Source organism: Stenotrophomonas sp. STEN087 (assembly GCF_056759115.1).
The window spans coordinates 24,159-41,295 of record NZ_JBRRCR010000033.1 but is presented as its reverse complement, the minus strand read 5'-3'; the positions used below and the strand labels follow the sequence as shown (position 1 = coordinate 41,295).

The window sequence follows — 17,137 nt, the reverse complement described above, 5'->3', positions numbered from 1 at the left end:
TTCCGCGCCCGCCCCCCGCCCGGGGGGGGGGGGTTGTGGTTGGGTGTCGGCCCGGGGCGCGGGGGCGTCTCTTTTTTGGCCCCCCCCCCCCCCCCCCCCCCCCGACTCTACAAATTCGCCAGACGCCGTTTACACAGACGCGCTACTACCCCGCATCCCACTGAACACCGATTCCGCTGCAAACCCCACCCCACCCAGCAGCACGCCGAAGTACACCACCGTGGCCACCACGAACGCATAACCCGCAGCCACCGCCGCGCCATCGCGCTGGATGAACCCGATCGCGAACGACATCAGCGCCAGCGCAGGCAAGGTGTTGCTGAAGGGAATCGGCCCCGCCGGCGCCATCAACAACAGCGTGGCAAACACCAGCGCCAGGTTGTTCAGCCGCATCATCTTCTTCGAACGCACCATCACCGCCAGCCGCATCGGCTGCGACAGCCGCTCCATGCGGTGCACCCACTTCAGGGCGCGGCCCAGGTTGGCCTTCAGCTTCTCGGTCGCCACCTCGCGCTCGGCCAGGCGGCGCGGTACCCACAGCGGGCGGTCGCGTACGCGGCTCAGGCCGATCAGCAGGATGGACGCACCGAACACCGTGCTCAGCCCGGGAATCGACACCGGAATCAGGAAGATCGCCGAGAGCAGGATCACGATCAGCATCAGCCCCTCGTCGCCCAGCGCCTGCAGCAGCGTACCCACGCGGATCTGCTCGCCGGGCAGGCCGTGGATCAGGTCTTCGATCTGCTCGGCCAGCGGTGCGGTGTCGGTGGCCTCGGGGGCGCGGTAGGTCATGCGTCTGGATCTCCAGGGTAGGGCGGTCATGGGGGCCGTCCTGCGGTGGGGGGCGCACAGGCCTGCTGAGTATCCCTGCAGCCGCGCCCGACGGTATGAACCGCGCATGAGGCGGGCAGGTGCGCGACTGCCCTAAAATAGCCGTCCCCACATGCAAGGTTGGACGTTGATGGACATGGGCCGCAGGCAATCGACCATCGCACTGGTCGCCATCGATATGGATGGCACCCTGCTGGACCCCGCCCACACGCTCACCGAGCGGGCCAAGGCGGCCATCGCCCAGGCGCGCGCGCTGGGCGTGCATATCGTGCTGACCAGCGGCCGCCCGGTGTCCGGCCTGGCGCCGTTCCTGCAGGAGCTGGGCATCAACGGCGACGACGACTACTGCATCGCCTGCAACGGCGGCCTGGTGCGGCGCCTGGGCACCGGCGAGAACGTGGCCGAGTTCCCGCTCAGCTTCGACGACTTCCGCTACTGCGAACAGGCCGCGCGCGATATCGGCGTGCACTTCCAGGCCCTCGACGGCCAGCGCCTGTACACGCCCAACCAGGACATCAGCCGCTACACCGTCATTGATTCGCACCTCTCGCACGTGCCGCTGTCGTACCGCCGCGTGGAGGACATGGACCCGTCGATGTCCTTCATCAAGCTGATGATGATCGACGAGCCCGAGGTGCTGGACGCGGCCATCGCGCGCCTGCCGGCCGAACTGACCGAGCGCTTCGCCGTGCTGAAGAGCGCGCCGTTCTTCCTGGAAGTGTTCGACCACCGCGCCGGCAAGGGGCCGAGCCTGCAGAAGCTGGCCGAGCACCTGGGCATCGACCGCGCCAACGTCATGGCCATCGGCGACCAGGAAAACGACCTGACCATGCTGCAGTTTGCCGGCACCAGCGTCGCGATGGGCAACGCCATCGACGCAGTGAAGGCAGTGGCTCGCTTTGAAACGAGCACCAATTCCGAGGATGGCGTGGCCAAGGCCATCGAACGTTTCGTGTTGCAGTAAGCCGCTGCACGGGCAGCAGTGCTCCGCTGCACTGGTAGGTGCCAACCTTGGTTGGCACACGCAGCCGCAAAGCGCCGACCAAGGTCGGCCTCTACCAAGCCCGCACGATACCCGCGTATAACCGCGCTGTACTACGGTGCAATGGTGTTCGCGGCACGGCAGTGCAACACTTCCGCCCGTCGAAATCACCCCATCGCATTACCCGGTAGTTGACCGTCTTCCACTGCCCCTGATCGGCGCGAACCGCGCCGCTCCCCCTTCAACGCAACCGCATTCCAGCCACAGCATCGCCGCCGGTGCTGCCACGCGCTGGGCATGCGCCTGCGTCCTCTTCCCCCTGCACCTGGATCTGGCCATGAACACTCCACCCACGACCCTGCTCGCCCTGGCACTCAGTGCCGCCCTCACCGCACCGGCCTACGCCGCCGAAGCCAACGACGCGCCCACCACCCTCAACGCCCTGCAGGTCATCGCTACGCCGCGCGGCGCCGCCGTCGCACCCACACAGGTGGTCGGGCCCAACCGCTACATCATCAACGCCGCCGATCTCGATGGCATGGTCACCGGCAACAACGGGCTGGCCATGCTCAAGGCCGTGCCCGGTGCCAGCTATACCGCCACCGATGGCCTGGGCCTGGATATCTCCGCCACCAGCCTGTTCGTGCGCGGTTTCCGCATGAATGAAATGGGCATCACCTTCGAAGGCGTGCCGCTGAACGACAACGGCTTCCTCTCGCTCACCGGCACCAGCGTGGTGAACGTGGGTGTGCCCGATGGCATCGGCGCGATCACCGTCAGCCCGGGCGGCGCGCCGGTCAGCGTGTTTTCCAGCAGCGCCAACGGCGGCAGCCTGGAATATCGCCTGCGTGACCTGCAGGACACGCCCAGCCTGCGCATCAAGCAGGGCGTGGGCAGCAACCGCACGCTGGTCACCACGGTCTCTGCGCAGACCGGTCAGCTGGGCGAGCGCGGCCCGAAAGTGCTGGTCGACCTGCAGCGCGTCTCGGCGGACAAGTACCAGGGCGCGGGCACACAGGACTTTCTGCGCGGCAACCTGAAAGCGCAGCAGGATGTGGCCTGGGGTGACTTCACCGTCTTCGCCTCCGACAGCAAGGCCAAGGTCTGGGGCTACAACAACATCTCCTTCGACATGATCCGCAAGCTGGGCTGGAAGGCCGACAGCTTCTATCCCGACTATGCGTGGGCGTACTACGTGGCCTCGCCGGAGAACGCGGAAAAGTCCTGCGGTGCCTATACCTGCGGCGAGCTGTCCGAACTGATTCCCTACGACACCGGCCAGATCACCCGCGACCGCGTGGCGTCCATCAACCACCGTTTCCAGATCACGCCCGCGCTCAGCGGCAACGTGCAGCTGTACAACGCCAACAGCCACACCCAGGCCACGCTGACCGACCCCACCGTGCCATCGCCCAACGGCGCGCCGTTCTCCGAGCAGGTGCAGACCCCGCGGGTGAACCGCCTCGGCGGCATGGCCAACCTGCAGTTCGAAGCCGGCGCGCACACGCTCACCGCAGGCTTCTGGCAGGAACAAAGCAAGGCCGCCGCCCGCACCGATTGGTACCAGCAGCCGCTGCTGGGGCAGGGCAAGCCGCTGAAGGCCACCGGCCCGTTCGATGTATATGGCCCGGCCTTCCTCACCGAAAACGCCTCGCGCTGGGTCACCCGCTCGCAGCAGTTCTACCTGCACGATGACATCGCGCTGAGCGACACGCTGAAACTGGGCGTCGGCTTCAAGGCCGTGGATTTCCGCACCGAAGGCGGTGGACTCGGCGATGCGCCGGACCGGCCGGTATGTGGCGCGCTGCGTGCCAAGGACAACTTCCTGCCGCAGGTCTCGCTGTTCTGGAGCCCCAGCGACGCTACCGATGCCTTCATCGACATCGCCAACACCATGAATGGCTACCGCGTGGCCCAGCGCGGCAACATTGGCTACACGGCCTCGGCGTGGACGATCAGCGACCAGGATGAGTTCGACCGGGTGGCCGGCACGCTGCGGCCGGAGAAGAACTGGAACTTCACCATGGGTGCAACGCACCGCTTCGAGCGGCTGACACTGACCGGCGATGTGTTCTACAACGGTATCCGCAACCGGTTGCTGTCGGCGGCCATCGGCACGCAGTTCGCGCAGATCAACACCGTGCGGCTGATGCCGAAGATGCATGTGATTGGTGCGGACCTGGGCATTACCGCAGACCTGAGTGAGCACGTGCAGTTCTACCAGGGCGTGGCCGTGGCCCGCTCGTACTACGACAGCGATTTCGTGGTGGGCGATACCGTGTACCCCATCAAGAGCAACGCCCAACCCGGTTACCCTCAGGTTTCGCTGGTGAGCGATCTGTCCGCGCACTTTGGTGAGTGGCGCTTTGGTGCCACCAGCACCTCGTACCTGCGCCAGCCGTTTACGTACGAGAACGATATCCGCGTGCCCACGTTCTGGCAGGTGAACACCTATGCCGCCTACACGCTGGGCGAGGGCAGCGTGCTGCCCGGGCTGGAACTGCGGCTGGATGTAAGCAACCTGTTCAACCGCAACAACATCGGCACCGCCACGATTGCCGGCTCCTCGTTCTCGGGCGATTACCAGACGCTGCAGCGCAGCGCCCCACGGCAGGTGATGTTCAGGACCGCAATGAAGTTCTAATGCGATGCCCCAGTAGATCCACGCCATGCGTGGATGCTCCCCGCGCAATCTGGTAGCGCCGGGCCATGCCCGGCGGAATGTTTCCGGCGCCGACAACACCCGGGGGCGGATCCCTCCGCGAACGCGGAGGGCTCTGACCCCATCACCGTGAAACCTGCCGACCGGGGCGCGCACGCCCCAGTAGATCCACGCCATGCGTGGATACTCTCCGCAACCCGGGTCAGAGCCCTTTGCTCCGCAAAGGGATCCGACCCCTCACCGCGCTGCCCGCAATCCGGCGGGGTCGGATCCCTCCGCGAACGCGGAGGGCTCTGACCCCACCGCCGCGAATCCTGCCGACCGGGGCGCGCACGGCCCAGTAGATCCACGCCATGCGTGGATACTCTCCGCAACCCGGGTCAGAGCCCTTTGCTCCGCAAAGGGATCCGACCCCTCACCGCGCTGCCCGCAATCCGGCGGGGTCGGATCCCTCCGCGAACGCGGAGGGCTCTGACCCCAGTAGAGCCACGCCATGCGTGGATGCTCTTCGCCACCGGGGTCAGAGCCCTGTGCTCCGCAAAGGGATCCGACCCCGCACCATGCGCCCGCAATCCGGTAGCGCCGGGCCATGCCCGGCGGAATGTGTCCGGCGCCCATAAACCCTGCCAACCAAGGTTGGCATCTACCAAAGCGGGCCCGACGGCCGCAGGTTGCACAACCCGCACTGATATTCCGGCACCAACGCAAGGTTCCCACAATGTTCCTGGGGCATGCTGTCCACCATGGCCCAGCCCGATCCCGTCTACCTGCCCACCCGCCCGCGTGCCCACGGACGCCCGCGTCCGGTGCCCTACGCGGCGCCGACGGTCGATCTCAAGGCCGAATACCAGTTCTGGCAGGCCTACGAACGCCTCGTGCGCCCACTCCCGGGCGGCGGCCTTCGCCTCGCCTGGCTGGTCTTCCAGAACGTCTACCGCGCCCGCGAACGCTTCCCCGATGACACCCACGAGGCCGCACTCGCACGCGTCCTCTTCGGCAGCAACATGACGGCGAAGCGCGCCGCCGAGCTGCAGGACCTCTACGGCCTCGTCAGCCGCCGCCTGGCCACCGTCGCGGCCAGGGGTCAGATTCCTTTCCGCAGGAAAGGGCTCTGACCCCACCTCACGGCGTATCGTAGAGACGCGGCCACCCATCCGCGCCAGCGCAGGAAACGCCGATGTCTCTGCCCTCAGGCCATTACCGCATCCTCGACTACCGTGAGTTCCACGACCTGCCGCGGCTGATGTGGGTGGCCGATGAGGCTTCACGCCAGTGGCTGCTCGATTGCCCCTTTGACGATGTGCTGGACGACTACGCAGCCGAGTACCGCGTGTACACCATGGGCACGGATGTGGAAGACGCAGTGGGACCGTGGGAGAAGCACGCACAAGGGCTGCTGCCCATCGTCGGTACCGTGCCAGTAGGTGTCCTCCAGTTCGACGCCACCCACCGCGCCTCCTTCCATCTCACCTAGCAACCGACCCGAAGCGTCGAACTCGCTCGATTGCTCCCCTTACAGATCGCGCGCCCACACCTGGCTGACCTGGTCCTTGCCGAAGCTGTGGTGCTGATCTTCCTCCACCAGCGCGAAACCGGCCTTCTCGTACAGGCGCACGGCATCGTGCAGCACCGCGTTGGTCCACAGCACCATGCGTGAGTACCCCGCCGAGCGCGCGAACGCGATGGCTTCCTCCACCAGCGTGCGGCCAATGCCCAAGCCGCGTGCGCTGGCATCCACGTACAACATGCGCAGCTTCGCGGTGCTGGCATCGTGGCGCACCACGAACACCGAGCCGATGATGTCGCCGTGTTGCTCGGCAATCCAGCAACGGTCGGAGGCAGGGTCGTGCTCGCGCAGGTACGTGGCGACGATCTCCGCCAGCAGTGCTTCGAACTCGCTGTTCCAGCCGTACTCGGTGGCATAGAGCTGCGCCTGCTTGTGCACGACCCAGCCCATGTCGCCGGGCTGCGGGTCGCGCAGCAGGTACTCGCGGTTGCGCTCGCCCAGCAGTGCACTGATGCGCGCCATCGCCTCCACCACGCCCTGTCGCTGCGCTTCGGTGAGCGGTTCAAGCAGCGCCATGGCTTCCTGCCGCGAAGCCGCGTCGTAGGGCTGGAACGTCTGCTGCCCGTGCGCGGTCAGGCTCAACAGGTGCGAGCGGGCATCTTCTGGATTGGGGGACTTCTGCAGCAGCCCCCTGGCTTCCAGCGATGCGATCACCCGGCTCAGGTAGCCGGCGTTGAGGCCAAGGTCGCTGCGCAGATCCGAAGCGCGGGCCGCGCCCCGGCTGGAGAGCTCGTACAGCACCCGCAGCTCGGTCAGCGAAAACTCGCTGCCCAGCATGCGGTCCTGCAGCACCCCGATCCGGCGGGTGTAGAAGCGGTTGAAGCTGCGGACCTGTTCGGCCCGATCGGTCAGGGGAAGCGCAGCTGCGGCCATGGCTCGTCCACATAGTTGCCTAAGGCAATCATTATTTGTTGCCTAAGGCAATTAATCAAGCCCGCCCGGCTGTCCAAGGGTCAGATCCCCTTTCCGCAAGGAAAGGGCTCTGACCCCACCCACCGCTCATCCCCCAAACACACACCGCTCCCTCGGCGGCACACCCTCCACAGCACGCCGCAACCGCGCCTCCAGCCACGACGGGTCCCCGCGCTTGCCTACCGATCGCGCATGGCCTGGCTCCTCCACCAGCCACTGGTGGAAGCTCTCCAGCAGCCGCGCAACATCCGGCGCACGGGTAAGCGCATCCGAGGGCATCCGCAGCAACACACGCGCGGGCGCGTTCTCCACCTCCATCACCGCCACACCCTTGCAGCGAATCTCGAACGAGCCCGCGCCATCAGGGCGCGCATGGAACGAGAGCCCCTGCAGTGCCTGGCTCGACGCATACCCCATCGCCTCGCTGCGCAGCAGCCGGTACTCAACCACAGGCAACTTCCGGTAAGCCGACACCTCATCGCCTGCGGGCGCGGGCCACTGCATCCACACCGCGCCAGCCAACCCGACGCACAGCACCGCCAAGGCGAAATACCACTGCTTCATTCCACACCTCCATCAACCCAGGCCACCGGGGCCAGATCCCTCCGCCCAGCGGAGGGCTCTGACCCCACCACCCCCAAACCACCAAGGCCGGCCCCCGGGGTCGGATCCCTCCGCCCAGCGGAGGGCTCTGACCCCACCACTCCCAAACCACCAAGGCCGGCCACCGGGGTCGGATCCCTCCGCCCCGCGCAGGGCTCTGACCCCACCACCCCCAAACCACCGAGGCGAGGCCCCGGGGTCGGATCCCTCCGCCTCGCGGAGGGCGCTGACCCCAACACTCCCGAACCACCGAGGCCGGGCCACCGGGCTCGGACCCCAGTAGATCCACGCCACGCGTGGATGCCCTACGCGGCCAACCCAATAACCCTTACCCCTCCGGCCGCACCCGCTCCTGGATAAACGCCGTAAGCGCAAGCGCAGCCATCGCCAACCCTTCCAACACGCGATCCCCCACGTACTGGTCAGAGTCACCGTTCTGCTGCGCGCGAATCGCCGCCAGCAGAATCTCCTGCACCACGCGCTGGCCCGCCAGCGCGCAGTCCGCATCGGCCATGGCGATCTGCCGGCCGCGAAGGTGATGGCGCTCGGGCCAAGGCTGTCCATCGGATGCCGCGCCCGCACCAATGCTGCGCAGGAGGGCGATGAGGGTGTTGGGGTCCAGGCCGGGCGAGGGCGCTTTCTGGATGGGGCGCGGGGGAGGGGAATGCGGCTTGTTCATGGCAGGCTCCGTGCAAGCAGGCAGAAGCCGCCACCGATAAAGGTGGCGGACGATGCGTGGCTCGAAAACCGGTTGCTAGACAAGGCCGGTGGGTACAAGACCCCCACGCACCGCCCGCCATAGCCGGCAGACGGATCGCCAGCCGGCACCACACGGGGTGGTGCCGACTGGCGAGCGCAAACTACATCTAGCAAACGGGTTTTCGACACCCGGCCACCCGTTCTCGGTGGCAGCACCAGAGTTGCCGGATGTAGTTAGGAGTGACAAGAGATTAGGGGCAATGCCGTCACAATCCAATGCTCTTTCGTAATTTTCTTATAGGGCGCGGAGCGAGAAGACCACTGGGAGACAATGATTCCGGCACTATTTGCGCTGGATGCGTCAGATCGCCGATTAGGGCGAGTGGGTATGGCAGATGCGACACTGCAATGGAGAGGGAGGCGCTCGGCAAGCAACATTGACAAGCGGAGATCTAGTGCGAGCGGTCCGCTTCTGGCCGGAAGCGGACGTCGCTCTCGAGTCGAGCAGCCATGATTGCTAGCGTGTCAGTCCTTGCGGGCTAGGAACCGAGGCAGCGATACCGGTGGATGCACTAGGCGAATTGGCGCCTTTCTCTTCATGCACGTAACCAGTCCAATTGGCTATGTGACTGCCAAGCAGACATGGGAGCGTAAGAAAAGCCCGCAGCTTGGCGCATACGGGCTTTCCATTACAGCGCCACTTCTCCTCTGGGGGAGTGTTACGAACTCACTTCAGCGCGGAAGGCAATCTCGATCAGCTGTTCGGGGAAGGCCAGCGCGGACACTCCGATGAGGTTACTAGCCACCTGCGGGACAGCCTGGCCGTAGACGCCTGGCCTGACCTTGCCACTGGCGGCGAACGCGGCCGGTACATCGATTACGAAAAGGGTTTCTTCCACCACATCCGCCAGCGATGCACCTAGCTCGGCCAACAGCACTTGGGCGTTCTCATAGGTGCGCTTCATCTGCGCCTCCATGGTGTCGAAATTGGCAGGCTTCCCATCACCCCCCAGAGCAGCCGGAGCTACCAGCTGGCCCTCCGGCGTGTGCGAGAGCTGTCCCGACACGAAGATCGAATTGTTTACGCGGACGGCCTGCACGTATCCATAAGCCGATTCCCACGGCACGCCAAAGCTGGCCGTCTTGCGGTTGGAGGCGCTCATTTCGTTGTCCTTCCTGTGTAGAAGGCACCAGTGTGCCGGTAGGCGAGGTTGCCTACCTGCCCCGAAAGGGTAATACGATACCGACTGCGCAGGTCGCGGGTGTCCGCTTCTGGCCGAAAGCGGACGTTGATGCAAGTCGCGCAATCAGTCTTAGCGCCAAATGAAATGATTTTCATCCGGGCACTGGACTAGAGGGCGTGGAGTCCGTCATAGGCAACCGTCGGCCACTGCACGGACACCACGCGAGGCACTAAGGCGGGATGCCGCGGCGACATGGACTACTCGCCGTATGCCTCAAGTGCCCGCATCGAGTAAACGTAAGCCGCACCCGCATTGACCTGGATTGCCGTAGCCAGCGCCTGCGCCAGCTCCGCCTCGGTCGCCCCGGCCTTCCGCGCCGCTTCCGTGTGCGTGCCAATGCACCCATCGCAACGCAGACTGATTGCCACAGCAACGGCAATCAGTTCGCGGGTCTTGGCGTCCAACGCTTGATCATGCGCGGCGGCCGAGCCCAGCGACTTATAGGCTTCAAGCATCTTAGGATGACGCTTACCAAGGCTACCAAACGCCTTCTTCACTGCAGGTACGTATTCAGACCAATTAAACAACATGGGATGTCTCCTTGAGAAGGTGGTCATGCCACCGGAATCGGGTTCTGCACCATCGCAAGATTGAACTGATGTACCAGCGCGTGCTCATCCGCCCCTGGGTTAGCGCGCACCGCTGCGATGCGATCCACCACGACTTCCGTAGTCGCGGTTGAAAGCTTCTCCAGCGTCTCCGCAATGAAGTCGTCCAGCGGCATCGCACGCGGGTCGCTGCTCTTGTAAATAAGGTCCGTATCCACCCACGGCGGTGCGATCTCCAGCACCTTCACCGAGCTGTCGCGCAGGGCGAAGCGCTGCGACATTGAGTAGGAGTGAATTGCCGCCTTGGTGGCCGAGTACAGCGCCGTCGAAGCCAGTGGAACGTAGGCCAGCACCGACGAATTGTTGATGATCCAGCTCTGTGGCTGCTGCTTCAGATGCTCGACGAAGGCGGCGCTGACCCGGACCGGGCCCAGCAGGTTCGTCGCCACCAGATGAGCAGCCTGCGTCTCGTCCAGCGCACCAGCGGCGTCATCGAACGGCATAATGCCCGCATTGTTCACCACCACATTCAGTGCTGGGTAGCGCGCAATCACATCAGCGGCAACCGCCTTGAGTTGGGAAGGGTCAGCGACATCCAGTTGCACGGCATCCATGCCGGGGTTCTCGGCTTTGATTTGCGCCAGCAGCGCCTTGCGACGGCCGGCCACGATGACCTGGTTGCCGCGCGCATGCAGGGCCTTGGCCAGCGCCAGGCCGATGCCAGAGGTGCCGCCCGTGATGAAGATGGTGTTGCCCGTGAGGTTCATGGAAGTTCTCCTGAGAGTTGAATGAGTGAAGGGGACTCAGTGGCCGGCGCGATAGCGCGGAGCCACGGTGTTGCTCGACAGGTGGGTCGCCATCGTCTGGCGCGCGGCCTCGAACGCCTCCCACTCCTCGCCGACATGCAGCGAGGGAAGGGTGATCAGCTCGCCGCGATCCAAGCCACGCAGGGCGGCATCCACCAGGTCCTCGGCAGGCATCACGATCTCGCTTGGAAGGTTCTCCACCGGCAGCCCGCCGATTGCCCAGAAGTCGGTGGCAGTCGCACCCGGAAGAACCGCCTGGACGCGCACGCCCGTGCCAGCAAGTTCCTTGTGAAGCGATTGCGTGAAGGCGGTAACGAACGCCTTGCTTCCGCCGTAGACCCCATTGAGAATTTCCGGGGCCACGCTGGCGATGGAGGAGATATTGATGACCGTGCCGTGGGCACGCGCCACCATCTGCGGCACGGCGGCGTAGGTCAGCCGCATGAGCGCGGTAACGTTGAGCTCCACCATGGCCGTCATGCGCTCCACGTCGCTCTGCAGCAGCGGCGTGTGGGTGCCGATCCCGGCGTTGTTCACCAGGACGGTGATATCGGCATCCTGCTGCAGGCGGCTCTCCACGGCGGCCAGCTGATCGCGCTGGCCCAGGTCGGCGGCAATCACTTCCACGGCGCGCTGGGTCTGGCTGCTGATCCGCTGAGCCAAGGCATTCAGCCGCTGACGGTCGCGGGCGACGAGAATCAGGTCATGGCCGCGACGGGCCAGGCGCTCGGCATAGATCGCGCCGATGCCAGAGGAAGCGCCGGTGACCAGGGCGACGCCGGCGGAAGAGGGGTGTGCGGACATGGTGCTTTCTCCAGTGGGGCGGCCATGGCCGCGGGGTGTGGAGAAAGCTTGCGCCTGATGGACGATGGCGCAAATGACGCATATAGTCATGTTTTAGGACATGCGGGTTCGGCCACGATGCACAGGGTTGGATACGTACTGGGCGACGGTTTCCAGGTCATGGCGCTTGGCTCGCAGGCGGTGTTTGAGTTCGCTAATCTCGTGCATGGCGAGACCTTCTACACCGTGGAGAACTGGTCACTGCAAGGCGGGGAGATCAACGCCTCGTTGGGCATGCGGGTGGTAACGCGAGAGCTCAGCGGGCGCAGCCGCGCCGACACCTGGATGTTCGCCGGGGTAATTGATCCGCTGTCCGGACCCGTTTCGCCACCCTTGCTGGATTTCGTACGTCGCGTGGCACCCAACGCACGGCGCGTGGCTGGCATCTGTACCGGCGGCTTCATCCTGGCCGAGGCCGGTGTGCTGACGCAGAGGCGGGCCACTACCCACTGGGCCTACGCCGAGCACATGCAACAGCGCCACCCCGACATCCAGGTGGAAGCCGACCGGATCTTCATCCTGGATGGTCAGTTCTGGACTTCAGCGGGCATGACTGCCGCGCTGGACATGGCGCTGGGCATGGTCGAGAAAGACCTGGGACCAGAGGTGGCACGCTCGGTCGCACACCGGCTGGTGATGCACCACCGGCGCGCCGGCGGGCAGACACAGCACTCGGAACTGCTGGACCTGGCCCCGCGCAGCGACCGCATTCAACAGGCGCTGGACTATGCCAAGCGTCATCTGGGCGACCCGCTGGGCGTGGAGCAGCTGGCTGAGCAGGTCAACCTGAGTCCCCGGCAGTTCAGCCGGATCTTCACGGCAGAAACCGGGCAGTCGCCCGCGAAGGCGATTGAGGCGCTGCGACTCGAGGCTGCTCGCGTGATGGTCGAACAGGGTCGGCTTCCGCTGGAAGTGATTGCCCGTGAGAATGGGTTCCGCGACCGGCGGCATCTTCGAGAGGCCTACCAGCGAGGATTTGGTGTGGCCCCCCAGAGTATGCGGCGTCAGGCGCGCACTGGACTGAAAATGTGACTGGAATGGCCTGCTTGATCTATCTTCCGCGGGGCACAGCGGGTCCGCCTCATGAGATTTTTACATGGGAGTCCGCTACTGGCCGATAGCGGACATTAGAAATACCTAACTGGCCAGGCGGGTGCTGAAGTCCGCTTCTGGCCCATGGCAGAAAGATGCACCAAGGTCGAAAAAAGATTGCACTGGTCTCCGAGCCCAGCGCCGGATCCGTTGTACGATGGCCAATTAGCGTGCCTCACTTCCTTTAAGACTGAGCGGTATCACGTAGAAAGCTGCTACTCGTTGCTGTAGGGGTAATTCACTGTCATTCGCCTACGGTGCTGCCGCGGAGCCCATTGCCTATATCAATGCATACCCGCGCACCTTGGCGGCCTCTTACTTCGGCGACACCGCGGAAGGGCAGGCGGTATTTACCCTGCAGACCACATCCGGCGCGCTGGTCATCAACGATGTGATGACCCATGCATCGGTGAAGGAACTGCCGTTTGGCGGCGTGGGCGCGTCGGGCATGGGCGCTTACCACGGCGTGCATGGCTTCCGTCAGTTCAGCCACCGCAAAGCGGTGGTGGTGCAGGCCAAGGACGGGGCGTCGAACCTGCGGCTGCGTGCGCCGTATGGGGAGAAGGTGGGGGCGCTGGATGAGGCGCTGGGGAATGCCCTGAAGCGCTGACGGCGGCAGCTCAGCGGTGCGGAGCTTGCCCGTACACACCGGGCTGTCCCTGCCTTGACAGGGCCTTGGCGCACGCCGTGGATACTTCGGCCGTCGCCACTTTGCAGGAGCTCCCCGCCATGAGTGCCCGGTTACATGCTGCGCCAAAGGTCATCCGTCTGGAGGCTCTGCCGCTGGATTGCGGCGAGTCGGTGGTGGTGGTTGAACTGGACAGCGTGCCGGGGCGCGGCTGGGCCAAGGCCTTGAAGCGGCTCCTGGCGGACACGGAAGGTCTCGAGTCCACGCAGCTGCGATGCGATGGCCGCTTCGCCTACCTCATCGGCGTGGATCTGGACCAGCGCGGTACCACGCACCGCATCAACCAGGCCCTGGCCGCCGCCAGCGAGCGGACGGGGGTCGGCACGCCGGCGGTGGCGCCTGCCGGTGTCTTACCCGCTGCGGCCGTATCCGCTCCGCCGGCCTGAGCGGGCGTCCTTTACCCGCGCCCGGACGCAGCAGCAGTCATCTGGTATCGCTGACACCTGTCACTTGTTCAGGTAGCCCGGTCCATCAATAGTGAGCGCCACCCACCGCCCTCCGTGCGGGCACTCACTGAAAGGACCTCCCGTGATCCTGCTGCAGCCCATCCTCTCGCACACCCCGATCTGGGTCTGGGTGATCCTGGCCTACCTCATCACCCGCGGCGTGGCGTCCATGCGCCCTGGACAGACCTCGCTGCGCAGGCTGGCGATCGTGCCGGCGCTGTTCACGGTGTGGGGCATCTGGTCGATCAGCCACCGCTACGGCGGTTCGCTGGTGGCGTGGAGCGAATGGCTCGCCGGCATCTGTGCAGGTGCGATGCTTGGCTGGGTGCTGCTGCGCCGGGCGACGCTGACGGTGAATGAAGCGACGGGCCGGTTGTGGCGCAGCGCGGACTACAGCCTGCTGCCGCTGCTGCTGGTCACTTTCCTGGTGAAGTACGGGTTCGAGGTGGCGCTTGCGGTGTCGCCTGAGCTGAGTGCCAACGGCAGCTTCAGCGCTGCGTATCTGCTGCTGTCTGGCGGGTTCACCGGCATCTTCGTTGGCAAGTACGTCCGGTATCTGTCGGTGCTGCGCAAGGGCATGCCCAGCAATCTGGGCCCGGTGCACTGAGGATTGAAGGGTTCCTGGCGTCCCTGCCAGGAACCCTCGGTGTCCTTTGATTATTTCAGCGGCGGCACGGATTGTTGGTAAGTGCCAACCGTCTCCCCGAGGCCCAGAATATGGCCCTTCGCGGCCTTGAGCACCTCGTCCCGCGTGGCGCCCGGCTTCAGATCAAGCACGGTGTCCAGCGCCAGTACCTGGAAATGGTAGTGGTGGGGCGGATCCCCGACCGGCGGTTTAGGGCCGAAGTAGCCCACGGAGCCACGGCTGTTCGCGCCCTGCAGCATCCCTTCCGGTTTGAGCAGTCTTGGGTCGACCGGCAGTCCCTCGGGCAACGACACAGTGCTGGCAGGGATGTTGTAGGCGACCCAGTGAACAAACGGCTTGACGTTGGCCGCGTCGGGATCCTCCATGATCAGCGCGTAAGAGCGCGCGTTGGGCACTGCGTTCCAGGACAGAGCAGGGGATGCATCGTCGTGATACGCGCTGAAGCGCTGAGGCAGGGGCTGGCCTGAGGAGAAGGTTGGGGAGCGCACCTCCAGCGTTCCAGCACGGCCTATCCGATCCTTGGCCAACGGCACTCCAGAGCCTTGATTCACCTGGGCCATCAAGGGGCCACTGGGCACTTGGGCTGAGGAAGACGCGACCGCCTGACCCTGACCATACGTCACCCGATAGATGACGCCGTTGCCGTCGTCGCCGACCAGCAGGGCACCGCCCTTGGTCATTGCCAAGCCGACGGGGCGTGCGATATGCGCCTGGCCGTTGTCCACCAGAAAGCCGGTGAGGAAGGGTTCGAACCCAACCGGCTTGCCAGCATTGAAGCGGATGCGCACCACCTCGTAGCCCGACGCAGGTTTGCGGTTCCAGGAACCGCGCATCGTCACGAAGGCGTCCCCACGGTAAGCCGCCGGGAACTGTTGGCCCGTGTAGAACAGCATCTGCATGGGCGCCGCGTGGGCCGTATAGCCCAGCACCATGGGTTCGCTTGTTGCCGCCCACTGCTGCTTGCTGATCTGGCCTGGCGGGGTGCTTTGCGGATTGATGCCGTCCTTGCCCCAGACGTGGGGCCAGCCGTACTTCTTGCCCTTCTGGATGCGGTTGAGCTCCTCGGGTTGCTCGTCGTTGCCCAGGTAATCGATGCCATGATCCATGCCCCACAGCTCGCCGGTCCTGGGGTCCCAGGCAAAGCCGATGGTGTTGCGAAGCCCGCTGGCGAATATCGACCGGCTCTTGCCGTCCGGCGAGGACCTCAGCAGGGTGGCGTGCTCGGGATTCGTCTCGTTGCACGCGTTGCAGGACGAGCCAACACTGACGTACAGCATCCCATCGGGGCCGAAGGCCAGCGTCCGGTTGGGATGCTGGCCGCCGTCGGGCAGGTCGTTGATGATCCGTTCTTCCGGGCCCAAGGTGCCATCCGGGCGCAGGGCTGCGCGGTAGACGTCATTGGCGGTGGCGATATAGAGCCGTCCCTCGGCGATGGCCAGCCCATGTGCCCCTGGGCGAGAAAACACCACCTTGGGCTCGGCGTCGAGCACGCCGTCTTCGTTGGCATCCTCCAGCAGCAGCACATCGCCCTGATCCCTTCGTGAGACGTAGATCCGGCCATCGGGTGCCACGGCGATGATGCGGGGATTCTGCAGGCCTTGTGCCAAGAGGCGCACCTGGAATCCATTGGGCACCTTCATGGCTTGGATGCGGGCAGGCGTGGCGTCGACCTTGCCCGGTTTGAATGTATGGACCTTGGCCGAGACGTCGGTTCCATCCCCCTGCTGAGCGAAAACAACAGCGGGGGCCAGGAGGAAAACAAGGAGCGCGGTTCGGGACATGAGCACGGCCTTACGCTGGGGAGTGACCAGAATCCGCTGCGAACAATCAATGCACTGCGAATGCGCTGTATGCACGGGGTCAGGGAGGTGCATGCACTGCGACCTTGGCAGCGCCGAGGGGCTGCAGCAGGCTCGACGTTGGCGTTCGCTGATGCTTCACGCAAGCGTCGCTCATCCCTTCACGCCTGCATCGCTCCAGCAGCATGTCACCGCCGATACGGTGGGGTCTCCCCCAAACGGAAACGAGTAACCCATGGCAGAGCTCAAAGAGAACCTGTTGGACTGGCTGCGCGATGCGCATGCGATGGAACAGCAGGCCGAAACCATGCTCAAGGGACAGGCCTCCCGCATCGAGCACTACCCGGTGCTGAAGGCTCGCATTGAAGAGCACATCGAAGAGACCATCGGTCAGCGGGAACTGCTGGAAGGGTGCATCAAGCGCCTGGGTGGCTCGCCCTCCACCCTCAAGGATGTGATGGGAAAGATGGCCGCCTTTGGTCAGGCTGTCGGCGGCATGACGGCTTCGGATGAGATCGTCAAAGGCGCGATGGCCGGCTATGTCTTTGAACACTTCGAGATTGCTTCGTACACGGCGCTGATTGCCGCAGCGAAGACTGCTGGCGACGCAGAAACCGCGCGCGTCTGCGAGGACATCCTGGTCCAGGAAGAAGCCATGGCCGACTGGCTGGCGGCTCACCTTCCTGAGATCACTGAGGAGTTCATGGTTCGTGACGCCACGCCGGGCGTCCAGGCAAAGAAGTAGACGCGCGCCCGCGCACTGCACCTC

18 protein-coding genes are annotated in these 17,137 nt (G+C 65.0%); 9 read left to right on the top strand and 9 right to left on the bottom strand.

What is annotated here, in order from left to right; translation table 11 throughout:
- Nucleotides 1-129: 129 nt before the first annotated feature.
- Nucleotides 130-792, bottom strand: a complete 663-nt coding sequence (locus ACVOK1_RS11080) for an exopolysaccharide biosynthesis protein (RefSeq protein ID WP_108770329.1) — start codon at nucleotides 790-792, stop codon at nucleotides 130-132.
- A 169-nt stretch (nucleotides 793-961) separates the two neighbouring features.
- Here ACVOK1_RS11080 and yidA point away from each other — a divergent pair, with 169 nt between their 5' ends.
- From yidA to ACVOK1_RS11060, 4 genes are all read left to right on the top strand, one after another.
- On the top strand, nucleotides 962-1,795 hold the full coding sequence (gene yidA, locus ACVOK1_RS11075) for a sugar-phosphatase (protein ID WP_481562070.1): 834 nt from the start codon (nucleotides 962-964) through the stop codon (nucleotides 1,793-1,795).
- Nucleotides 1,796-2,150: 355 nt separating this feature from the next.
- The gene (locus tag ACVOK1_RS11070) at nucleotides 2,151-4,457 is read left to right on the top strand and encodes a TonB-dependent receptor (RefSeq protein WP_481562064.1); all 2,307 of its coding nucleotides are present in this window, start codon (nucleotides 2,151-2,153) and stop codon (nucleotides 4,455-4,457) included.
- Between the two features lie 749 nt (nucleotides 4,458-5,206).
- Nucleotides 5,207-5,590, top strand: coding sequence for a hypothetical protein (locus ACVOK1_RS11065; protein WP_481562063.1), 384 nt, complete (start codon nucleotides 5,207-5,209; stop codon nucleotides 5,588-5,590).
- Between the two features lie 62 nt (nucleotides 5,591-5,652).
- Nucleotides 5,653-5,949: a hypothetical protein gene (locus ACVOK1_RS11060; protein ID WP_481562062.1), complete on the top strand. Its 297-nt coding sequence runs from the start codon at nucleotides 5,653-5,655 to the stop codon at nucleotides 5,947-5,949.
- Between the two features lie 39 nt (nucleotides 5,950-5,988).
- On the opposite strand, the gene ACVOK1_RS11055 is transcribed toward ACVOK1_RS11060, so the two are convergent.
- The 7 genes from ACVOK1_RS11055 to ACVOK1_RS11025 form a co-directional block, all read right to left on the bottom strand.
- Nucleotides 5,989-6,915 carry a bifunctional helix-turn-helix transcriptional regulator/GNAT family N-acetyltransferase gene (locus ACVOK1_RS11055; RefSeq protein ID WP_481562061.1) on the bottom strand — a complete coding sequence of 309 codons (927 nt, stop codon included), beginning with the start codon at nucleotides 6,913-6,915 and terminating at the stop codon, nucleotides 5,989-5,991.
- Nucleotides 6,916-7,041: 126 nt separating this feature from the next.
- Complete coding sequence (locus ACVOK1_RS11050; protein WP_481562060.1) at nucleotides 7,042-7,518, bottom strand: cold-shock protein; 477 nt, start codon at nucleotides 7,516-7,518, stop codon at nucleotides 7,042-7,044.
- Nucleotides 7,519-7,885: 367 nt separating this feature from the next.
- Complete coding sequence (locus ACVOK1_RS11045; RefSeq protein ID WP_481562059.1) at nucleotides 7,886-8,236, bottom strand: hypothetical protein; 351 nt, start codon at nucleotides 8,234-8,236, stop codon at nucleotides 7,886-7,888.
- A gap of 739 nt (nucleotides 8,237-8,975) precedes the next feature.
- Nucleotides 8,976-9,419, bottom strand: coding sequence for a RidA family protein (locus ACVOK1_RS11040; protein ID WP_481562058.1), 444 nt, complete (start codon nucleotides 9,417-9,419; stop codon nucleotides 8,976-8,978).
- A gap of 278 nt (nucleotides 9,420-9,697) precedes the next feature.
- A complete protein-coding gene (locus tag ACVOK1_RS11035; protein WP_478435437.1) occupies nucleotides 9,698-10,030 on the bottom strand; it encodes a carboxymuconolactone decarboxylase family protein in 333 nt (110 codons plus the stop codon).
- Between the two features lie 23 nt (nucleotides 10,031-10,053).
- Entirely contained in the window at nucleotides 10,054-10,815 is a 762-nt protein-coding gene (locus ACVOK1_RS11030) for an SDR family oxidoreductase (protein WP_481562057.1), read from the bottom strand.
- A gap of 36 nt (nucleotides 10,816-10,851) precedes the next feature.
- A complete protein-coding gene (locus tag ACVOK1_RS11025; RefSeq protein ID WP_481562056.1) occupies nucleotides 10,852-11,658 on the bottom strand; it encodes an SDR family NAD(P)-dependent oxidoreductase in 807 nt (268 codons plus the stop codon).
- 57 nt (nucleotides 11,659-11,715) lie between these two features.
- Between ACVOK1_RS11025 and ACVOK1_RS11020 the strand changes: the two genes are divergently transcribed.
- The 4 genes from ACVOK1_RS11020 to ACVOK1_RS11005 all read left to right on the top strand — a co-directional run bounded on the left by ACVOK1_RS11020 (nucleotide 11,716) and on the right by ACVOK1_RS11005 (nucleotide 14,530).
- Nucleotides 11,716-12,729 (top strand): GlxA family transcriptional regulator, encoded by a 1,014-nt coding sequence (locus tag ACVOK1_RS11020; protein ID WP_481562069.1) that lies wholly within the window; start codon nucleotides 11,716-11,718, stop codon nucleotides 12,727-12,729.
- A gap of 301 nt (nucleotides 12,730-13,030) precedes the next feature.
- Entirely contained in the window at nucleotides 13,031-13,399 is a 369-nt protein-coding gene (locus tag ACVOK1_RS11015; protein WP_481562068.1) for an aldehyde dehydrogenase family protein, read from the top strand.
- A 119-nt stretch (nucleotides 13,400-13,518) separates the two neighbouring features.
- Nucleotides 13,519-13,863 (top strand): hypothetical protein, encoded by a 345-nt coding sequence (locus tag ACVOK1_RS11010; protein WP_481562055.1) that lies wholly within the window; start codon nucleotides 13,519-13,521, stop codon nucleotides 13,861-13,863.
- Between the two features lie 148 nt (nucleotides 13,864-14,011).
- Complete coding sequence (locus tag ACVOK1_RS11005) at nucleotides 14,012-14,530, top strand: DUF6622 family protein (protein ID WP_481562067.1); 519 nt, start codon at nucleotides 14,012-14,014, stop codon at nucleotides 14,528-14,530.
- A 50-nt stretch (nucleotides 14,531-14,580) separates the two neighbouring features.
- On the opposite strand, the gene ACVOK1_RS11000 is transcribed toward ACVOK1_RS11005, so the two are convergent.
- Nucleotides 14,581-16,350, bottom strand: coding sequence for a YbhB/YbcL family Raf kinase inhibitor-like protein (locus ACVOK1_RS11000; protein ID WP_481562054.1), 1,770 nt, complete (start codon nucleotides 16,348-16,350; stop codon nucleotides 14,581-14,583).
- A gap of 253 nt (nucleotides 16,351-16,603) precedes the next feature.
- Here ACVOK1_RS11000 and ACVOK1_RS10995 point away from each other — a divergent pair, with 253 nt between their 5' ends.
- Nucleotides 16,604-17,113 (top strand): ferritin-like domain-containing protein, encoded by a 510-nt coding sequence (locus tag ACVOK1_RS10995; protein WP_481562053.1) that lies wholly within the window; start codon nucleotides 16,604-16,606, stop codon nucleotides 17,111-17,113.
- Nucleotides 17,114-17,137: the final 24 nt, after the last annotated feature.